Raw genomic sequence first — 15,807 nt, 5'->3', positions numbered from 1 at the left:
GCCGGAATAATGATCCGACTGCTTTTTCTATTACTCTTATATTTACACCCACCACATTTGTGAAACAGGCTCTTCAATTAGAACAGATTTCAAATTCACAACCGCTCGTTTAAATCCTTCTTCAATCGACATAATTGGATCCTCATGTTCAATGCTGACAACATAATCGTAGCCATAGGTGCGGAGTGCACTCATCATGTCAGACCATTCTTTCAAACTATGCCCACAGCCCACCGAACGAAAGGTCCACGCACGTGAACGCACTTCCCCGTATGGCTGCATATCCGTCAACCCATACATATTTACATTTTCTTGGTCAATGTAGGTATCTTTCGCATGGAAATGATGGATCGCATTTTCTTTAGCCAAAATCTTGATTGCAGCCACAGGTTCAATCCCCTGCCACCATAAATGGCTTGGATCCAAATTGGCACCAATCGCATCGCAGGTTTCTTCGCGCAACTTTAACAATGTGTAAGGTGTATGAACTAAAAAGCCGCCATGAAGTTCGAGGCCAATTTTCACCTGATGCTCCTTCGCATACTGGCCTACTTCTTTCCAGTATGGAATCAGCTTCTCTTCCCATTGCCACTTTAACACATCTCCATATTCGTTTGGCCACGGTGTCACCGGCCAGTTAGGGTACTTGGCGCCTTCATGGTCACCTGCGGTACCAGAGAAACAGTTTACTACTGGAACACTTAACAAAGACGCGAGTTTAATTGTTTTTAAAAGTGTCTCATGAGACTGCTTCGCGAATTCTTTTTCAGGAGAAATAGGATTTCCGTGACAGCTAAAGGCACTAATGATTAATCCTCTTTCCTCTACTTTCCCGATATAATCCTTCCGCGCTTCTTCACTTTCCAATAACGCATCTAAATCGCAATGATTGTTCCCAGGGTAACAGCCGGTGCCGATTTCAACGGCATGAAGGCCTGCCTCTTTTACGGTATCGAGCATCTCCTCGAAAGATTTTTCAGCAAATAATACGGTAAATACGCCTAGTTTCATTTGGTAATCCCCTTTCTAAAAGAATGACTACTTTCATAGATTCGATCAATAATCTGAGAAACTTGAAGAGCCTCCTCTGGCTTTACAACCAATTCTTCCATTCCAAGACATGTTTGGACAAAGTTTTTTGCCTGCGGCAGTCCAGGATTCTCGTCACCTGAAATCCATGCGGCTTGGCTATTTAGCAGCATGCCATTTTTAGTAGAATAGAGCTCAAATGGGAATACACTTATGCCACCAGCCACGCCAGAGATGCTCAGATGCTCTTGGTCATCCTTGATATTTGCCGCCCACGAAGTTTCAAACAGCATCGAAGCCCCATTTTCAAACTGCACATACGCCGTGACATGATCATCAACATTAAACGTCTCATGATCAAACTCTCCCCATTGGTTCACTTGATTCGGCATTCTACTTAACGTGTTATACGTGGTGCCTGACACCATCGTTTGTTTTGGATTTCCCATTAGCCATAAAGCTAGATCGAGAAGGTGACAGCCATAGTCAATCAGACTTCCGCCCCCTTGAAGGTCTTTATTCGTAAACACACCCCAGCCCGGAACTTTACGGCGTCTTAATGCCTGAACCCTTACCACTAGTGGAGTTCCCACTTCCTGCATGGCCATTTTTGCTGCCTGAGATTCTTTCATGAAACGATAATGATAGGCGATGGCTAAAACCTTATCCGCTCGTTTAGAAGCAGCAATCATCGATTCACATTCCTCTGAACTTAGAGCCATTGGCTTTTCACAAAGAACATGAACTCCTGCTTCCATTGCAGCAATCGTAATTTCAGCATGGAATTTATTCGGCGTACAAATACAAACCGCATCTACTTCTGAAAAAAGGTCCTGATATTTCTCAAAAACATGAGGAATATGATATTTTTCAGCCGTTTCCTTTGCTCGTTCAACATTGACATCACTGAGTGCTGTTATTTCACAAACTTCACTTAATTGCAAAAACGCAGGGATATGCCGGCCCTGGGCAATGCCGCCAACACCTATGATTCCAACACGTAGTCTTTTCATAGCTCATTTACTCTGACAATCTGTTTTGTTTCATTCGACTCGAGCGCAGCCAAGATGACGTTTAATGATTTCATGCCTTCCTCACCCGGTACTGGAGGAGTTTGATTGTTCACAACCGCTTCAACAAAAAGGTCGATCACACGTGAATTTTTTTGACCGCCCTCTTCATTAGACTGAATTTTTCCAAGCTGGTAATTTACCACTTCACCAGTCGCATATTGAACAACGAGTGAATTAACTGGGTCATCCTCTAAACGAAGAATCGCTTTTTCACCGTAAATAATCGTCGAATTATCTTCTTTGCTTACATAGGCCCAGCTGGCAGCAAGCGTTCCAATGATTCCACTTTCTGTTTTTAAAATACAAACAGCATTGTCATCCACATCAGCAAAATCCTTCGCGCTTGTTTCGACAAATGACCCCACTTCAATAATCTCTTCACCGAGTAGATAACGCAGTAAATCGGTTTTGTGGACACCTAAATCGCCCATCGCCCCAACAAACGCTTTTTCTTTTTGAAAGAACCAACTTTCTTTTCCATCCACACTCCAGCCTTCTGGACCACCATGTCCAAATGCTGTTCGGAAACTATAAATTTTCCCGATTTCTCCACTTTCAATGAGTTTCCGCGCTCTTTGATGTGACGGTACAAAGCGTTGATTATGTGCAATCATTAGCTTTTTCCCACTTTCCTTCGCAGCTGCAATCATGGCCTCTGCTTCGTGTTTGGAGGTAGCCATTGGCTTTTCACAAAGTACATGTACCCCAGCATGTAATGCAGCAATAGTGATTGGCGCATGAAGATAATTTGGTGTACACACACTTACCGCGTCTACTCCGCCAGCATTCAATAATTCTTCATAGCTCGTATAAGCTTTCGCTCCAAATTTCTCCGCCACTTCTAGCGCACGCTTTTCATTGATATCACAAACCGCAACAAGTTCTACGCGTTTATCTGCTTTATATTCAGGTAAATGACGATGCTGGGCAATACTGCCGCATCCGATGACAGCTATGCGTAATTTTCCCACGATTATTTTCCCCCTTTAATCACTTCTAGTGGCTTGGCATTTCCATAAACCGGACGTTCACGTTTCACTGGCTTAGCCCAATTTACTGCATTGCTAATGACGCGCTGAATTTCTTTGTTATGATAAGTCGGATAAGTTTCATGTCCTGGGCGGAAGTAGAATACTTTTCCGTTCCCACGCTTATACGTACAACCGCTACGGAAGACTTCTCCACCTTCAAACCAGCTGGTGAAAATCAGTTCATCCGGCTGTGGAATATCAAAGTGCTCTCCGTACATTTCTTCTTTTTCTAGTTCAATATATTCCGAAATTCCTTCAGTTATAGGATGACTAGGGCTCACAACCCAGAGACGTTCCTTTTCATTGGCTTCCCGCCACTTTAAATCGCAGCTTGTTCCCATTAATGTTTTAAAAATTTTTGAAAAATGGCCAGAGTGGAGAACGATGAGCCCCATTCCATCAAGGACACGCTGCTGAACCTTTTGCACAATTTCATCCTTGACTTCACCATGTGCAAGATGCCCCCACCAAACTAACACATCTGTATTTTCCAGTACTTCAACGGTTAACCCATGCTCAGGTTCATCTAATGTAGCTGTTCTCGTGTTGAAACCTTCCGCTTCAAGAAATGCGGCAATGGTGCCGTGAATTCCATTTGGGTAAATATCTCTAACTACAGGATTTTTCTGCTCGTGTCGGTTTTCATTCCATACTGTTACGTTCAACATCTATATCGGCTCCTTTTTTCTTTTAAGTAATTCAGACTTATTTCAATACTTTCGAGAGGGGTCCTGCGGCTGAAATCCTGTTCGACAATCCACCACTCTACACCAGCTTCTACTCCTAAATTGAGTACGCTTTCAATATTCACTCCGCCTGCTCCAAGTTCAGCAAAATATTGTTCTCCATCGGTAGTCATATCTTTTAAATGGACGAGAGGCGTTCGATTTCTATAACGGTTTATCCACTCCACTGGCTTTTCACCAGCTTTCGTCAGCCAATAAACATCCAGTTCTGCCTTCACGTTTGCAGCATCCGTATCTTCAAATATGGAATCTAATGCTATTCTTCCGTCTGAAAGTCGTTCTAATTCAAAATCGTGATTATGATAGCAAAGTGTAATGCCTTTTTGACGACATTTTTCACCCGCTTGCTCTAAAAGTAGGATTAGATCATGATAATCTTGTTCTGTTCGACGTTCGGGTAGAAGGTAAGGACAGACAACATATTTGCTGCCTAGTAGTTTCTGGTCTTCAATTACTTGATCCAAATTGGTTTCTAAGTCTTCCAGCGGCACATGACTGGCAGCAGCTTTCAGACCTAATTCATCTAATACCTTTTTCACTTCTGTAGCTGTTAATCCACCGTATCCGGCAAACTCTACACCGTCAAAACCTAGTTCGGCTACCTTTTTTAACGTACCAACAAAATCCCTCGCGGATTCTTCCCTTAAGGTGTACATTTGAACTGCTATTGGTATGGTTGTTGTCACTTTCATCCCTCACTTCTGCTAGCTATTAATATTACTTATTTGATACCATCATATATGTTATTCTTAAAATTAAACATTAACAATATAATCAAAATATCTACTATTTTGCTATTTATTTTTCAAAAAAGAGGCGCCTAAAATTATGAAAATATATTTCTGCGGTTATTCGTATCATACACAAGGGTATTATTCTCAACATAAATCTGGATTCCCTGGATATCTTTTTAGACTACAAACGGAAGGGTTCTGTGAAGTTGTGGTTAAAGGTAAACGAAGGACTCTTGAAAAGGGAGATCTGTTGATTATTCAGCCAGGTGATTATTATGAGTTATTAGTAGAAGCGGGCCAAAGCAGCGCGGATTATCATTTATCCTGTAAAGGAGATTGGGTGGATGAATGGTGGGGACGTTCGGCAAAGCCTACGATCTCTAAAATTGATTTGGATGAAAAAACGGTTGCCCTTTGGCGGCATCTAATTGTGGAGGAACGCAGGCCGTCATCCGAGGAAAATAAAGAGCTTTCCGAATATCTTCTTAGAGCTCTTTGTTTATCCTTAGAACGGGCAGTCAATGAAACGGCCCCCTCCTTTAATCGGCCCTATACCGTTACACGGATGATGCGCTATATTGAAGAGCATGCAACCACATCCTTTAAAGTAGAAGATGTGGCGAAGCACGCTGGTCTTAGCGTTTCCCGCTCTGTTCATTTGTTTAAAAGCAGTGTCGGAAAAACAATGATTGAATACGCGCTTGAAGTCCGTTTATCCGCTGCACTAGAGCGAATGAAATACACAACGATGACACTTGAACAGATTGCCGAGGATTGCGGTTTCGGGTCGTACCCATATTTTCATAGAGTATTTCAAAAGAAGTTTGGCTTAGCACCCGGTGCGTATAGACGGCAAGAATAATATTTTATACCGCAACAAATGTTCTTTATTTTAAAATCTAACGATGGTCAATTATAGGAGCTATGCTTATAAATTTAAAAGGCTCTGCTTCCATCCATAGGATGTAGCAAAGCCTTTTTTTCATATAGTTTTGATTAGAATTCTTCGGACAAGTTTATTTCTACTCCAAAATGGTCGGATACAACCATTCGATTGACATTATTAAAGATTACCTTTGAATAGTCTACCTGAACAGGCTTATTAGTTAAAATCAAATCAATTCTTAGGTCTTGCTTGTTGTTGCTCCAACCTGAAATTTTTCCTTTGACGGTAATTCCTTCATCTTTATCATCCGTCATTTGGTACGTATCATAAAGACCATGGGTTATTAAATACTCATAACCTTCTCCCTTAAGAGAAGCAGGGTTGTTAAAATCACCCATAAGATAAAAAGTTTGATCCATATTTATATGCTGCAGCAGCTTTTCAGCTTGACCCATAAAGGGTTCCTCTTCATCGTGCCACCACCCCATATGACAGGAATAAAAGGTTCGTAACTTGTTATTATATTTAATGGTTGCCCCTACAATTCTACGCGTTTTCCAGTTAGAAGCGTAATCGATACTGTCGGAAACGAAGAATGAGTGCTCTTCAACGATCGGATGTTTCGTCAGAAGGGCAACGCCTTCTTCATATGTACCGTTTGTAATATAGTGGGATACATCCCAGACTAAAGAATAGTTAGAGATCCCCAGCTTTTCTAGCTCTTGTAACAATACATGTGCATAATTATTTTTCTTGATTTTCCCATATACATACTCCGCTTCAAGTGCTTGACTCACCTCTTGCAATGCAATGACATCATATGATTTTTCCATAATGGTTTGAGCCAAGTATTTTATCTTTTCTATTTGATTTTCCTCATGCCATGAATGGCAATTTAAAGTTAAAAGTCTCATTTATGGATTACCTCGATGTTTTTTTAAATAATAAAATATTTTATCACTACCATCTAAAATTAGAAATGAACTTGAGAAACTCTGTTTGTTTTGAATGTTCATATTTCATAATCGCGTAGGTGTTAGCTTCAGGCAAGTTGATAGACTCACAATATACTTCAATCAATCTGCCTTCTAATAACTCTCTTCTCACGGTAGAAGTTGGCAGGAAGGACACTCCTAACCCCTCAATAATAAACCTTTTCGTAATGTGCACCTGTGACACCTTCATCATTCTGATACTTGGATATTTACTTTTTACAACTCTAGAAAGAAGATCCCAATAACCTGGATGGTTGTGAGTTAATAGATAATGGGATGTTAACACCTCTTCTTCATCTAAAGGTGGTGCAGATTCTGAATCTCTCCCATCGTGAGGGGCAACCAATATGACACTATCTTTAGCTAAAAGCTTACAAATCAAACTCTGATTTGTACTGTTCAAACAAGACAACCCCAAATCTACTTCTTCCCTTAAGACAGCCTGTTCAATTTCTACAGATTCAATAATTTTGACTGAAATCTCTACTTCCGGGTACTGCTTTGTGTAGCTTTTTAATACGTAAGGTAAGATTGTATCAGCGATTAAAGGTGATATACCGAGAGTTAAAGTCCTTGTGTACCCTTGACTGAAGGTATTTAAATCCTCAAGACCCTGCTGATACACCTCCAGTAACCTCTTCGCGTTAATCAAATATCGTTTACCTTCCTCAGTCAGTTTAATTTTTTTCCCCTCTCGATGAAATAATAGAATGCCCAGCTCTTTTTCGAGCTGTTTTATATGAACCGTTACAGAAGGCTGTGAAATGTATAATAGTTCTGCCGTTCTTCTAAAATTCCCACAATCTGCTGCAGTAACAAATGTATTAAGCCACTGAAACTCCATACTCACTGCTCCTTATCAAAAATATTAATCAATCACTTTAAAATTATTCAATATTCTTAATTATGTTTATTTTATAGAATATAGTAATCAAAGGGAAGGAGTGATTGGTTAATGAACAAAGGTTTGAAAGGAATTGTTGCGGCGGATACAGCCATTAGTCATATTGATGGGGAAAATGGTCAACTCGTCTATAGAGGTTACGAAATCAGGAGTCTCACACAAAGGTGCACATTCGAAGAAACGGCCTACCTCCTTTGGTACGGGGAATTCCCCAATGCCGAACAGCTAGGAATTTTGAAAGATAGGATGAGTAATGAACGGGTTCTCCAAGAAAATATTAGGCAAATAATCGATCTGCTGCCACCTTCCATGGATATGATGAGTGTCATTCGCACGGCCATTTCAGCTGAAGGCGGAAATTCTGATTATAGCTGGAAGCCCACCCTACCACAGGCTATAAGATTGACTTCTCTTGTTCCAACGATTATCGCCTATCGGAAACGAAAGCTGGAGGGTAAGACGTCTGTTCCTCCTCGGATGGATTTAGACCATGTTGAAAATTATCTTTACATGCTTGATGGACACCTGCCACTAGCTGCACATGTGGAAGCTCTTGAGACGTATATGATATTAACTCTTGAACATGGTATGAACGCTTCTACCTTTTCAGCAAGAGTAACAGCTTCAACGGAATCTGATATCGTATCAGCCGTTACGTCTGCAATTGGCACGATGAAAGGACCGCTTCATGGCGGTGCCCCTTCAGGAGTCATTGATCTGCTAAATGAAATTGCTTCAGTAGGTGACCCTGAGGGTGTTCTTAGGGATAAGTTAACAAGAGGCGAAAAATTGATGGGATTCGGTCATAGAGTCTATAAAACGCACGATCCTCGAGCGATTTCCTTAAAGACAAAATTACTAGAGCTTGGTGGAAAAGATGAATGGCTGGATCTTGCAATGAAGGTAGAAGAAACTGCAGTGAAGTTATTGGCTGAAATCAAACCAGGTCGTTCCCTTTATACTAACGTGGAATTTTACGCTGCCGCCATCATGAAAGCCATAAACATGGAAGCAGAATTGTTCACACCTACCTTTACTGCTAGCAGAATGGTCGGCTGGACCGCTCATATCCTCGAACAAGCCAAAAACAACGCCATTTACCGTCCTCAATCAAACTATATTGGAGAAATTAAATAAAAAATGGACAGGTGTCAGGCACCTATCGATTTGCACAAAAAAACTAATCAAACGTTTGATTAGTTTTTTTAGCCTAATTTTGTTCGTGTTGCAGCTGGCTGATATCTTTTCATTGGTCCCTTTTCAAGCACTTCTTGGAGGTAGAGATTCCCTTTCGGACTTGTTTTCTTAAGCAAATCCATCAAGTATGTAATATCGTCTAGCGCCCTATGTGTTTGGTAATTAGTAATATTATGAGCTTGTAATAAAGTCAGGAGTTTACCATTAGGAAAACCGTAATTTTTCCATGGTACCCCCCTCATCGTACAATACCACTTCAGATCATTAACCTCTGGATACATGTGAAAAAGAAAGCTTCGGTCAAAGGAAGCATTATGGGCAAATACAGAATCAGCACGATGAAAATAGGTTTTTATTTTCCCATCGAGAAAGGTTTTTCCTTTTACTAAGTCGTAAGGAATTCCATGAACACGGTAGGCAGTATCGTAATTATTTCTTGCAGTTCGAGAAAGCGGTTCACGTAAGAAGGAATCCTCTTCAATAATATCGACAATTTCTCCTGAATCTGTCCGATACGAAAATAACTTCAAGGCTAATTCAATTACCTCATCCTTGGTAGGACCTAAACCTGTTGTTTCAACGTCCACAAGCAACCCAAATTTTTCTAAGCTCTGCAAAATGATCATCCTTTTTACATTCTAGTGTTCACCCTATTATAACAGAGGTTACCGGGCAGTCCTACCTCAATCCAGTAAGGAACCTTTTTCCATACCAGTGAGAAATGCTTGAATAATCGTTAACAGGCTTTCATCCAAATCTAATGAAAGTTTAAATCCACCTCTTTGCTCTAAGGAAGAAAAACCATGTAAAATACTGCGCAGTCCTCTTACTGCATGCAAGGCCCGATCTCCCTCTAAACGATAGGCACTTAATACCCTTACTGAAAGCTCCACAATTTTTGCTCCTGCCTGTTGCACCTCTACATCCTCTGGATCTGGCGCGAGTAGGGTTGCCTCATACACACCAGGATGCATCCGCGCAAAATTTACATATGCCTGGCTCATAGCTAGTACCGCTTCGGTGCCTGACACCCCAATCGCCGCATCAGCCATTTCCGCATAAAGCCGGTCAATGCCAAAAATGGCTAATTGCTTCCTAAGTCCAGGTAAACCCTCAAAGTGATTATATAAGGATGGGGGGCGGATATTTAACTTTTTAGCCAGGTTTGCAAGTGTAACCTCTTGCATTCCCTGTTGATCCGCCAGCTCCCCTGCAGCTTCTAGTATCGTTGCTATATCAAGTGCTACTTTTGGTCTTGGTGACATAAGTATCTGCTCCTTATCCGATCTTCTTCTCTAAATGTTGAATCGCCTGCTCCATGATTGTTGCAGGATTTTCTATCATTTCCCCATGCCCAACTGCAAGAAGCTTTGGTTCGTAACTCACTAATTTCTTTGCACTAGCTAATGCCGTCCGCTTACTCCAAGTACCAAAAGCCGGAAACGGAAACAATGGTTTTACATCTCCTGCCACTGCCACACCGCCTCTTGTTTGGAAGGCATCCCCCGCAATCAACGCCTTGGTCCGCAAATCTAAAAAGGATAATGATCCTGGAGTATGGCCTGGTGTTTCGATGGCTGTTAGTGAGCCAACCAAATCCCCTTCCTTCAATAGTACATTTGCTCTTGTCTTTAACTTTTTCGGAACACCACCCTTAATTGGTGTAGAGTCTTCATGCGAATCAAGCGAGCGGTCCCCATTCATTAATCGATGATCACGTGTAGAGATATAAACCGGTACTTCAGGCAGTCTTTCTTTGATTGCATCCAATGCTCCGACATGGTCTTCATGTGCATGCGTTAATATTATCTTTGTAATGGGTTTCCCAATTTTCTCAGCAGCCTGAAGAATCCCCTTTGCACAAAAGCCGAGGGCTGCATCAATTAGCGTTAAGCCTTCCTCTTCTTCCACTAAATAGCAATTGACCGGGAACACATTTGCCATAAACGTCACTTGATACAAGTATCCATTTTTAATAATCCTCATTTTTCCATCTCCTTTTAACTAATATCGTTAGTTTTATTTTAACTAACGATATTAGTTAAATCAAGTTTTTTCTTTAATCATTTATATATTTTTATTTTTTCCAAAAGATAATAATGAGATAGCAATACGAAATGAATTAATTAAGTTGACACTTAATTAAGTGTAGACTAAAATAATAACATGATTGAAAAAGTCCTTCATGCATTAGCAGAACCTAGACGTAGAGATATTTTATATCTCGTTCGTGATGGAGAGCTTACCTCCAGCGCGATTGCTTCACATTTTGACATTTCAGCTCCAGCAGTTTCTCAGCATCTCAAGGTTCTTGAACAATCTGGACTAGTTGTTGTTCGGAGAGACGGAACAAAACGGTATTACGGAATTAGAAGGGATGGGTTTGCAGAATTAAAGCAATATATTGACCGTTTTTGGGATGATAGTTTACTTCGCCTGAAGGAAGCTGCCGAAGAGGAAGAAAGGAGAATCCAAAATGAAACAGACAAACAATGACATAATAACAAAAGAAATTTTTATTGAAGCACGTCCGGAAACTTTATTTTCATTCTTTACCGATGCTGACAAAATGGTCCGTTGGATGGGAAGACATATATTGCTCGAGCCAAAAATCGGGGGTAAATACAGGATTGACGTTAATGGCAGCGATATTGCCATGGGAGAATATGTAGAAATTGTTCCTTTTGAAAAAATCGTCATGAGTTGGGGTTGGGAGAAATCAAAGGTAGTGCCTCCGGGTTCGAGCAAGGTTGAATTCCAATTGACTCCTAAGGAAAACGGAACACAATTGGTATTAACTCATTATGATTTGCCAGTCGAAGAAATCCCTTCACATAATCAAGGCTGGTCTCATTACATGCCTCGAATCAAAGATTTTGCGGAAGGCAACGATCCGGGTGTAGATCCTTGGTCCGTTTTAGCCATGCACTAATTAATAAATAAATATACTTTTTAGGGAGAGGTTAAAAAATGACTAAAACAATTCATCAAGAAGTGTTATTCAATGCAAGTCCTGGACGCATTTTTGAAGCACTTACAAACTCCAAGCAATTCGGTGAAATGACTGGAGGAGCACCAACAGAAATTATTCCCGAAGCTGGTGGTACTTTTTCCTGTTTTGGCGGCATGATTCTTGGAAGAAACATTGAACTAGTTCCTGGGGTAAGAATCGTCCAAGCCTGGCGTGTTGCTAACTGGCCGGAGGGCGTTTACTCCATCGCTAGGTTCGAATTACAGGAACAAGATTCCAATACCCTTTTGGTTTTTGACCACATCGGTTTTCCTGAAACTGAGGGAGAGCATCTTGAGGCAGGTTGGGGAGAAAATTATTGGAACCCATTAAAAAATATTTAGATTATGCAAAAAGCGTATCGATTGCTGGTTCGAAACTGGCAGTTGATACGCTTTATTATTTATTTTCATACCTATCTTAGAATTCGTTTGAAATTTGTTCAAAACTTTATTACAGATATGTGAAACACTGAACAATATACTCTTAATTCGAAGCAAATATGATATATTAGCAATGTACTTAATATATAAAACTTATTAACAAGGAGTGTTTCAAATGGTAGTAAATTGGTTAAGAGAAAACAAAGTTGCCGCTGGAATTTTGACAGTTCTTCGCTTATATATCGGTTATTCTTGGATAACAGCCGGGTTCCACAAGCTGACAGGCGGTTTTGATGCTTCAGGTTATTTAAAAGGCGCCATTGCTAATCCAGTAAAAGGTCCAGATGGCGCTTTGGTTTTCGGATGGTACGTTGACTTCTTGAAACACATTGCCCTTCCAAACGTCGATGTCTTTAATACCATTGTCCCACTTGGAGAATTCTTAATTGGCCTTGGGCTTATCCTTGGTTGCTTGACAACAGCTGCTATATTCTTTGGTCTTGTGATGAACTTTGCATTCTTCTTAGCAGGAACTGTTTCTCATATTCCAACCGACCTTTTCATCGGAGCCATTATCTTATTCTCTGGTTACAATGCAGGCCGCATCGGTCTTGACCGCTGGGTAATTCCATTTATCCGCAGAACTGTTTTCAAAGGTAATAAAACCGTTAAAGCAACGGTTTAAATGGTCGATTAACTTACAGGACCCCACAAAGGGCACGGAATAAGTGTCCTTTGTGGGGTCCTGCTATCTTCTCTTTTAAAAATCTATTACCAAATTCCCCGATTTAGCTCTAGAAACACACGTCAAAATCACACTTTGGGCATTCTGTTGTTGTTCACTAAAAAAAGAATCATAATGATCGACTCCACCTTCAACTACCTTAAGCTCACAGGTGCCGCAACGACCTACCCGACAAGAATAAGGTACTTTAATTCCCTCCGCTAGCAAAGCATCCAATAGAGACTGATTCTTTCCAACATGAATCTCAACACCACGAGTTAGTTGAACTTGAAAGGGAGATGCATTCTTAGGGCGGGGTGGGGCAAACCGTTCAAGGTGGATGCTCGACCGCGGATAACCAAATCGAGTCGCAGCTTCCGTAAAGTCTGTCATAAATGAATCCGGACCGCAGAAATAAACATGCGTTCCAATTCTATGCTCCAAAAGTGTGGTTTCCCGCAGTCGCTTCGCCTCATTCCCTTTTGAAAAATAAAAATGAGATTGAAGTGGGAAATTTGTCTGTAAAAATTCGAAAAAGGCGCAAAGCTCTTTTGATTTTGCTGCATAGTGCAGTTCAAATGAAGACCCTTTATCCTTTAGCTCCAGCATCATAGAAATAAAGGGCGTCACACCTATTCCTGCTGCATAAAACACATGGTGCTTTGCCTTAAAGCTTAATGGAAAATGGTTTCTAGGGTAACTGATTCTTAACGTTTCCCCTACTTTAACCTTCTGATGCCAATAAACTGAGCCCCCCGTGGATGATTCACTTAATCGGATGGCAATCTGATAGCTATCTCTTGTATCTGGATGATTCGTTAAAGAATAATTTCTTTCCTTTCCATCGATATATGTAGTTATATGTGAACCAGCACTAAAAGATGGTAACAATGTCTCTTCCACTGGGGCCAGTGTAAAGCGTTTCACCTGTGTGGTTTCTTGAATAATTGATTTTACATAAACTGGAATGGTTTTTTCTTTTACCATAGCAGCCCCTTCTTTCATAATTTCGCGACATACCCAAGAAAGGCATCGCGAAGTTGAGAGTAATGATCAGAAACGTCCAGTAATAACCCACAATGATCACAGGTTCGTTCTGGCTGGCCTCTTTCTAAAACAGAAATTCCATGACACCTGCAGCAAAAGACCTTTATCTGTTGTTTTCCATTGCCAATATACTTTGCTTCTTCTTCCGAAAATCCCGCATCATCTGCCAACTGTTTCAAATTTTTCAAGGTATTCCATTCTGCTGCGGCATAGAGGAAGCTTCCCATTTTCTGCATGCTGAGCCATTCTGAAGAAAGGGTAGGATTCCAATTATCTTTAACTATCTTAATCTCGTAGCTTATATTTCCATCTTTAACAACATCGATCAATGGCTGTAACAGCTTTATGCCCTCTTCATCCGCACAAAATAAATAGTGGCGCTTCCCAGGTACAATTGTTATATTCTCGCTCATAAAGCTTCCCTGCTTTCCACCTGTTCCCTTAAATACTCTAGAACAACATTCCTGAATAGGGAGAGCCCTTTATACTCAACTATATAAGAAGGCAACTCCTGAAGGATCTGATAAAACTGCTTTAGCCATTCAGGTTTCGTTGCTAATTTTTCCAAAGGAAGTAGGTGGGTATGGATGGTAAAAAGAATACCCCCTGTTCGAGGCAAACGGAATAATTTCTGAACCTCCACACGGAGATGAACCAACGCACCTGCATTTTCCTTTGTAACTTGTTTCCTCTCCTTCCCCCAAACATCAAAGGTCTCAAGTGAGGTATCAAGTCGGTTTCCAGCCATTAAGGACCAGTTTTTACGCCACCATGGATTTCCTGCTTCCAGCTTTAGTAGGAACTGAAGAATCCGTTGATCGAGACCTTCGTCTTTAAAGCCCGGGATCGGCTGATGAATCTCTTTGTAGCTCATACCTAAATCAAATGCCAAAGACCAATTGGCCGGAAAACAGAGCTGGCCAGCATCTAAATATAGATCACCATCTCGCTGCAGCATAAAGATCAGATCCTCTTGAACATGTCTTCCAATAAAGTTAAGTGGCTCACATGGCAAAGTGGATTCATCTCCCAAGATAAAGCATTGCTTTTCTTGTAAAAGGTGATTGTAGAACGTCCAGTTATCCCCTTTTTTATCTAATCTAAATTTGTCAGGATAATAGGTTCCTAGGTGCTCCATTACTAATTCAAGGATTTCCCACTGACCTTTTATCGTATGCGGCAGGGATTGAAAACAGCGTTCAGGGTGGTCCGACAGAAGCTTACGCTTATGCTTGAGTTCCTCCTGATAACTGGGGGTGATCTCAATACTATTCGGATGATTCATTGGTATTGCATTATTAGAATAGCGATAAACATCTTCTTTAAATGGATATGGAAATGAGTCCAAACTATTACTTAGCTTCATAAAACCACCCTTTTCTGAAAATTCTATATTTTAATTTTAATAAAAAGGTACCATAAAAGGGAATAGGAAAAGTGAGAGCTCAGAAACTATTAAATTAATTATTTACTTTGTTATAATTTATCAAAAAGGAGTCAAAAAATGACCAAGCTTATAAAAGAAGCTAGATTGTCCGATGCCCCCACAGTACATAGGTTGATGGTAGAAGCGTTTGAAGAATATCGTAACTTAGAAATTCCTTCAAGCGCAGTAAATGAACCCCTCTCCCTTTTACAATCCTCTTTATTATCAGGTTCAGAGCATGCCATTATTTGCTTTGTTGATGAAACACCATTAGGTTCTTTACGATATAAGGTTGAGAATGAAGCCATTTATTTTTCACGGGTTTCTGTGCCACCGCAGGCAAGAGGGAAAGGAATTGCAAAAGCAATGCTTTCCTGGTTGGAGGATTTCGCTAAAATAAGCGGAAAGTCTGAAATGAGATGCAGGGTTCGTACGTCTTTACCCAAAAATATTTCTTTGTATGAATCAGTTGGCTTTACTATATACAAAGAGGAATTAGTGACGAATCCAAATGGATCCCCTGTACAAACTGATTTGATGAAAAAGGAAATCATTTAAGTTGGCCGAAGTTGCCTTGCCTTCTGACAATGTTTCTCTGTTTCCTGCCAACTCTGTCAGAAGT

Annotated in this window: 20 protein-coding genes; 7 read left to right on the top strand and 13 right to left on the bottom strand. The window is 40.6% G+C overall.

Annotated elements, in window-relative coordinates; genetic code table 11:
• Positions 1 to 42: 42 nt before the first annotated feature.
• Genes ABES03_RS11300 through ABES03_RS11280 form a run of 5 tightly spaced genes read right to left on the bottom strand, consistent with a single transcriptional unit; the run spans position 43 to position 4,571 of the window.
• Complete coding sequence (locus tag ABES03_RS11300) at positions 43 to 1,011, bottom strand: sugar phosphate isomerase/epimerase family protein (RefSeq protein ID WP_430117391.1); 969 nt, start codon at positions 1,009 to 1,011, stop codon at positions 43 to 45.
• Positions 1,008 to 2,042, bottom strand: a complete 1,035-nt coding sequence (locus tag ABES03_RS11295) for a Gfo/Idh/MocA family protein (RefSeq protein ID WP_430117390.1) — start codon at positions 2,040 to 2,042, stop codon at positions 1,008 to 1,010. Before ABES03_RS11295 ends, ABES03_RS11300 begins: the two co-directional genes overlap by 4 nt.
• Positions 2,039 to 3,073: a Gfo/Idh/MocA family protein gene (locus tag ABES03_RS11290; RefSeq protein ID WP_430117389.1), complete on the bottom strand. Its 1,035-nt coding sequence runs from the start codon at positions 3,071 to 3,073 to the stop codon at positions 2,039 to 2,041. Before ABES03_RS11290 ends, ABES03_RS11295 begins: the two co-directional genes overlap by 4 nt.
• 2 nt (positions 3,074 to 3,075) lie before the next feature.
• A complete protein-coding gene (locus ABES03_RS11285; RefSeq protein WP_430117388.1) occupies positions 3,076 to 3,801 on the bottom strand; it encodes a ThuA domain-containing protein in 726 nt (241 codons plus the stop codon).
• Positions 3,795 to 4,571: a sugar phosphate isomerase/epimerase family protein gene (locus ABES03_RS11280; RefSeq protein WP_430117387.1), complete on the bottom strand. Its 777-nt coding sequence runs from the start codon at positions 4,569 to 4,571 to the stop codon at positions 3,795 to 3,797. The genes ABES03_RS11285 and ABES03_RS11280 overlap by 7 nt, the downstream gene beginning before the upstream one ends.
• A gap of 136 nt (positions 4,572 to 4,707) precedes the next feature.
• Between ABES03_RS11280 and ABES03_RS11275 the strand changes: the two genes are divergently transcribed.
• On the top strand, positions 4,708 to 5,475 hold the full coding sequence (locus ABES03_RS11275; RefSeq protein ID WP_430117386.1) for a helix-turn-helix domain-containing protein: 768 nt from the start codon (positions 4,708 to 4,710) through the stop codon (positions 5,473 to 5,475).
• Positions 5,476 to 5,609: 134 nt separating this feature from the next.
• Here the strand turns inward: ABES03_RS11275 and ABES03_RS11270 are convergent, their stop codons facing one another.
• Together ABES03_RS11270 and ABES03_RS11265 are read right to left on the bottom strand one after the other, a co-directional pair.
• A complete protein-coding gene (locus ABES03_RS11270) occupies positions 5,610 to 6,413 on the bottom strand; it encodes an endonuclease/exonuclease/phosphatase family protein (RefSeq protein ID WP_430117385.1) in 804 nt (267 codons plus the stop codon).
• A gap of 46 nt (positions 6,414 to 6,459) precedes the next feature.
• Entirely contained in the window at positions 6,460 to 7,338 is an 879-nt protein-coding gene (locus tag ABES03_RS11265; RefSeq protein ID WP_430117384.1) for a LysR family transcriptional regulator, read from the bottom strand.
• Positions 7,339 to 7,449: 111 nt separating this feature from the next.
• Between ABES03_RS11265 and ABES03_RS11260 the strand changes: the two genes are divergently transcribed.
• Entirely contained in the window at positions 7,450 to 8,535 is a 1,086-nt protein-coding gene (locus ABES03_RS11260) for a citrate synthase/methylcitrate synthase (protein ID WP_430117383.1), read from the top strand.
• 68 nt (positions 8,536 to 8,603) lie between these two features.
• Here the strand turns inward: ABES03_RS11260 and ABES03_RS11255 are convergent, their stop codons facing one another.
• Genes ABES03_RS11255 through ABES03_RS11245 form a run of 3 tightly spaced genes read right to left on the bottom strand, consistent with a single transcriptional unit; the run spans position 8,604 to position 10,581 of the window.
• The gene (locus ABES03_RS11255) at positions 8,604 to 9,221 is read right to left on the bottom strand and encodes an exonuclease domain-containing protein (protein WP_430117382.1); all 618 of its coding nucleotides are present in this window, start codon (positions 9,219 to 9,221) and stop codon (positions 8,604 to 8,606) included.
• Positions 9,222 to 9,278: 57 nt separating this feature from the next.
• On the bottom strand, positions 9,279 to 9,860 hold the full coding sequence (locus ABES03_RS11250; protein ID WP_430117381.1) for a TetR/AcrR family transcriptional regulator: 582 nt from the start codon (positions 9,858 to 9,860) through the stop codon (positions 9,279 to 9,281).
• Positions 9,861 to 9,873: 13 nt separating this feature from the next.
• Positions 9,874 to 10,581, bottom strand: coding sequence for an MBL fold metallo-hydrolase (locus tag ABES03_RS11245; protein ID WP_430117380.1), 708 nt, complete (start codon positions 10,579 to 10,581; stop codon positions 9,874 to 9,876).
• 180 nt (positions 10,582 to 10,761) lie between these two features.
• On the opposite strand from ABES03_RS11245, the gene ABES03_RS11240 reads away from it, so the two are divergent.
• The 4 genes from ABES03_RS11240 (at position 10,762) to ABES03_RS11225 (ending at position 12,673) form a co-directional block, all read left to right on the top strand.
• Complete coding sequence (locus ABES03_RS11240; protein WP_430117379.1) at positions 10,762 to 11,091, top strand: ArsR/SmtB family transcription factor; 330 nt, start codon at positions 10,762 to 10,764, stop codon at positions 11,089 to 11,091.
• On the top strand, positions 11,072 to 11,527 hold the full coding sequence (locus ABES03_RS11235) for an SRPBCC family protein (protein ID WP_430117378.1): 456 nt from the start codon (positions 11,072 to 11,074) through the stop codon (positions 11,525 to 11,527). Before ABES03_RS11240 ends, ABES03_RS11235 begins: the two co-directional genes overlap by 20 nt.
• A 38-nt stretch (positions 11,528 to 11,565) precedes the next feature.
• Positions 11,566 to 11,949, top strand: coding sequence for an SRPBCC domain-containing protein (locus tag ABES03_RS11230; protein WP_430117377.1), 384 nt, complete (start codon positions 11,566 to 11,568; stop codon positions 11,947 to 11,949).
• Between the two features lie 214 nt (positions 11,950 to 12,163).
• A complete protein-coding gene (locus ABES03_RS11225) occupies positions 12,164 to 12,673 on the top strand; it encodes a DoxX family membrane protein (protein ID WP_430117376.1) in 510 nt (169 codons plus the stop codon).
• A 75-nt stretch (positions 12,674 to 12,748) separates the two neighbouring features.
• On the opposite strand, the gene ABES03_RS11220 is transcribed toward ABES03_RS11225, so the two are convergent.
• Genes ABES03_RS11220 through ABES03_RS11210 form a run of 3 tightly spaced genes read right to left on the bottom strand, consistent with a single transcriptional unit; the run spans position 12,749 to position 15,125 of the window.
• Positions 12,749 to 13,699 (bottom strand): PDR/VanB family oxidoreductase, encoded by a 951-nt coding sequence (locus ABES03_RS11220; protein ID WP_430117375.1) that lies wholly within the window; start codon positions 13,697 to 13,699, stop codon positions 12,749 to 12,751.
• A 14-nt stretch (positions 13,700 to 13,713) separates the two neighbouring features.
• Positions 13,714 to 14,172 carry a hypothetical protein gene (locus tag ABES03_RS11215; RefSeq protein WP_430117374.1) on the bottom strand — a complete coding sequence of 153 codons (459 nt, stop codon included), beginning with the start codon at positions 14,170 to 14,172 and terminating at the stop codon, positions 13,714 to 13,716.
• The gene (locus tag ABES03_RS11210) at positions 14,169 to 15,125 is read right to left on the bottom strand and encodes a heme-dependent oxidative N-demethylase family protein (protein ID WP_430117373.1); all 957 of its coding nucleotides are present in this window, start codon (positions 15,123 to 15,125) and stop codon (positions 14,169 to 14,171) included. Before ABES03_RS11210 ends, ABES03_RS11215 begins: the two co-directional genes overlap by 4 nt.
• A gap of 138 nt (positions 15,126 to 15,263) precedes the next feature.
• Here ABES03_RS11210 and ABES03_RS11205 point away from each other — a divergent pair, with 138 nt between their 5' ends.
• Positions 15,264 to 15,743: a GNAT family N-acetyltransferase gene (locus ABES03_RS11205; protein ID WP_430117372.1), complete on the top strand. Its 480-nt coding sequence runs from the start codon at positions 15,264 to 15,266 to the stop codon at positions 15,741 to 15,743.
• The last annotated feature ends 64 nt before the right edge of the window (positions 15,744 to 15,807 follow it).

This window comes from Neobacillus rhizosphaerae, assembly GCF_050477885.1.
In the GTDB taxonomy this organism is placed as follows: Bacteria; Bacillota; Bacilli; order Bacillales; family Cytobacillaceae; genus Neobacillus; species Neobacillus rhizosphaerae_A.
The sequence above is the reverse complement of the archived record's forward strand: the minus strand, read 5'-3'. Positions and strand labels throughout refer to the sequence as shown.

What these genes read in the sequence shown, in the direction of transcription:
- ABES03_RS11300 (WP_430117391.1), bottom strand. Translation starts at nt 1,011, where the DNA reads ATGAAACTAGGCGTATTTACCGTATTATTTGCTGAAAAATCTTTCGAG.
- ABES03_RS11295 (WP_430117390.1), bottom strand. Translation starts at nt 2,042, where the DNA reads ATGAAAAGACTACGTGTTGGAATCATAGGTGTTGGCGGCATTGCCCAG.
- ABES03_RS11285 (WP_430117388.1), bottom strand. Translation starts at nt 3,801, where the DNA reads ATGTTGAACGTAACAGTATGGAATGAAAACCGACACGAGCAGAAAAAT.
- ABES03_RS11280 (WP_430117387.1), bottom strand. Translation starts at nt 4,571, where the DNA reads ATGAAAGTGACAACAACCATACCAATAGCAGTTCAAATGTACACCTTA.
- ABES03_RS11275 (WP_430117386.1), top strand. Translation starts at nt 4,708, where the DNA reads ATGAAAATATATTTCTGCGGTTATTCGTATCATACACAAGGGTATTAT.
- ABES03_RS11270 (WP_430117385.1), bottom strand. Translation starts at nt 6,413, where the DNA reads ATGAGACTTTTAACTTTAAATTGCCATTCATGGCATGAGGAAAATCAA.
- ABES03_RS11265 (WP_430117384.1), bottom strand. Translation starts at nt 7,338, where the DNA reads ATGGAGTTTCAGTGGCTTAATACATTTGTTACTGCAGCAGATTGTGGG.
- ABES03_RS11260 (WP_430117383.1), top strand. Translation starts at nt 7,450, where the DNA reads ATGAACAAAGGTTTGAAAGGAATTGTTGCGGCGGATACAGCCATTAGT.
- ABES03_RS11255 (WP_430117382.1), bottom strand. Translation starts at nt 9,221, where the DNA reads ATGATCATTTTGCAGAGCTTAGAAAAATTTGGGTTGCTTGTGGACGTT.
- ABES03_RS11250 (WP_430117381.1), bottom strand. Translation starts at nt 9,860, where the DNA reads ATGTCACCAAGACCAAAAGTAGCACTTGATATAGCAACGATACTAGAA.
- ABES03_RS11245 (WP_430117380.1), bottom strand. Translation starts at nt 10,581, where the DNA reads ATGAGGATTATTAAAAATGGATACTTGTATCAAGTGACGTTTATGGCA.
- ABES03_RS11240 (WP_430117379.1), top strand. Translation starts at nt 10,762, where the DNA reads ATGATTGAAAAAGTCCTTCATGCATTAGCAGAACCTAGACGTAGAGAT.
- ABES03_RS11235 (WP_430117378.1), top strand. Translation starts at nt 11,072, where the DNA reads ATGAAACAGACAAACAATGACATAATAACAAAAGAAATTTTTATTGAA.
- ABES03_RS11230 (WP_430117377.1), top strand. Translation starts at nt 11,566, where the DNA reads ATGACTAAAACAATTCATCAAGAAGTGTTATTCAATGCAAGTCCTGGA.
- ABES03_RS11225 (WP_430117376.1), top strand. Translation starts at nt 12,164, where the DNA reads ATGGTAGTAAATTGGTTAAGAGAAAACAAAGTTGCCGCTGGAATTTTG.
- ABES03_RS11220 (WP_430117375.1), bottom strand. Translation starts at nt 13,699, where the DNA reads ATGGTAAAAGAAAAAACCATTCCAGTTTATGTAAAATCAATTATTCAA.
- ABES03_RS11215 (WP_430117374.1), bottom strand. Translation starts at nt 14,172, where the DNA reads ATGAGCGAGAATATAACAATTGTACCTGGGAAGCGCCACTATTTATTT.
- ABES03_RS11210 (WP_430117373.1), bottom strand. Translation starts at nt 15,125, where the DNA reads ATGAAGCTAAGTAATAGTTTGGACTCATTTCCATATCCATTTAAAGAA.
- ABES03_RS11205 (WP_430117372.1), top strand. Translation starts at nt 15,264, where the DNA reads ATGACCAAGCTTATAAAAGAAGCTAGATTGTCCGATGCCCCCACAGTA.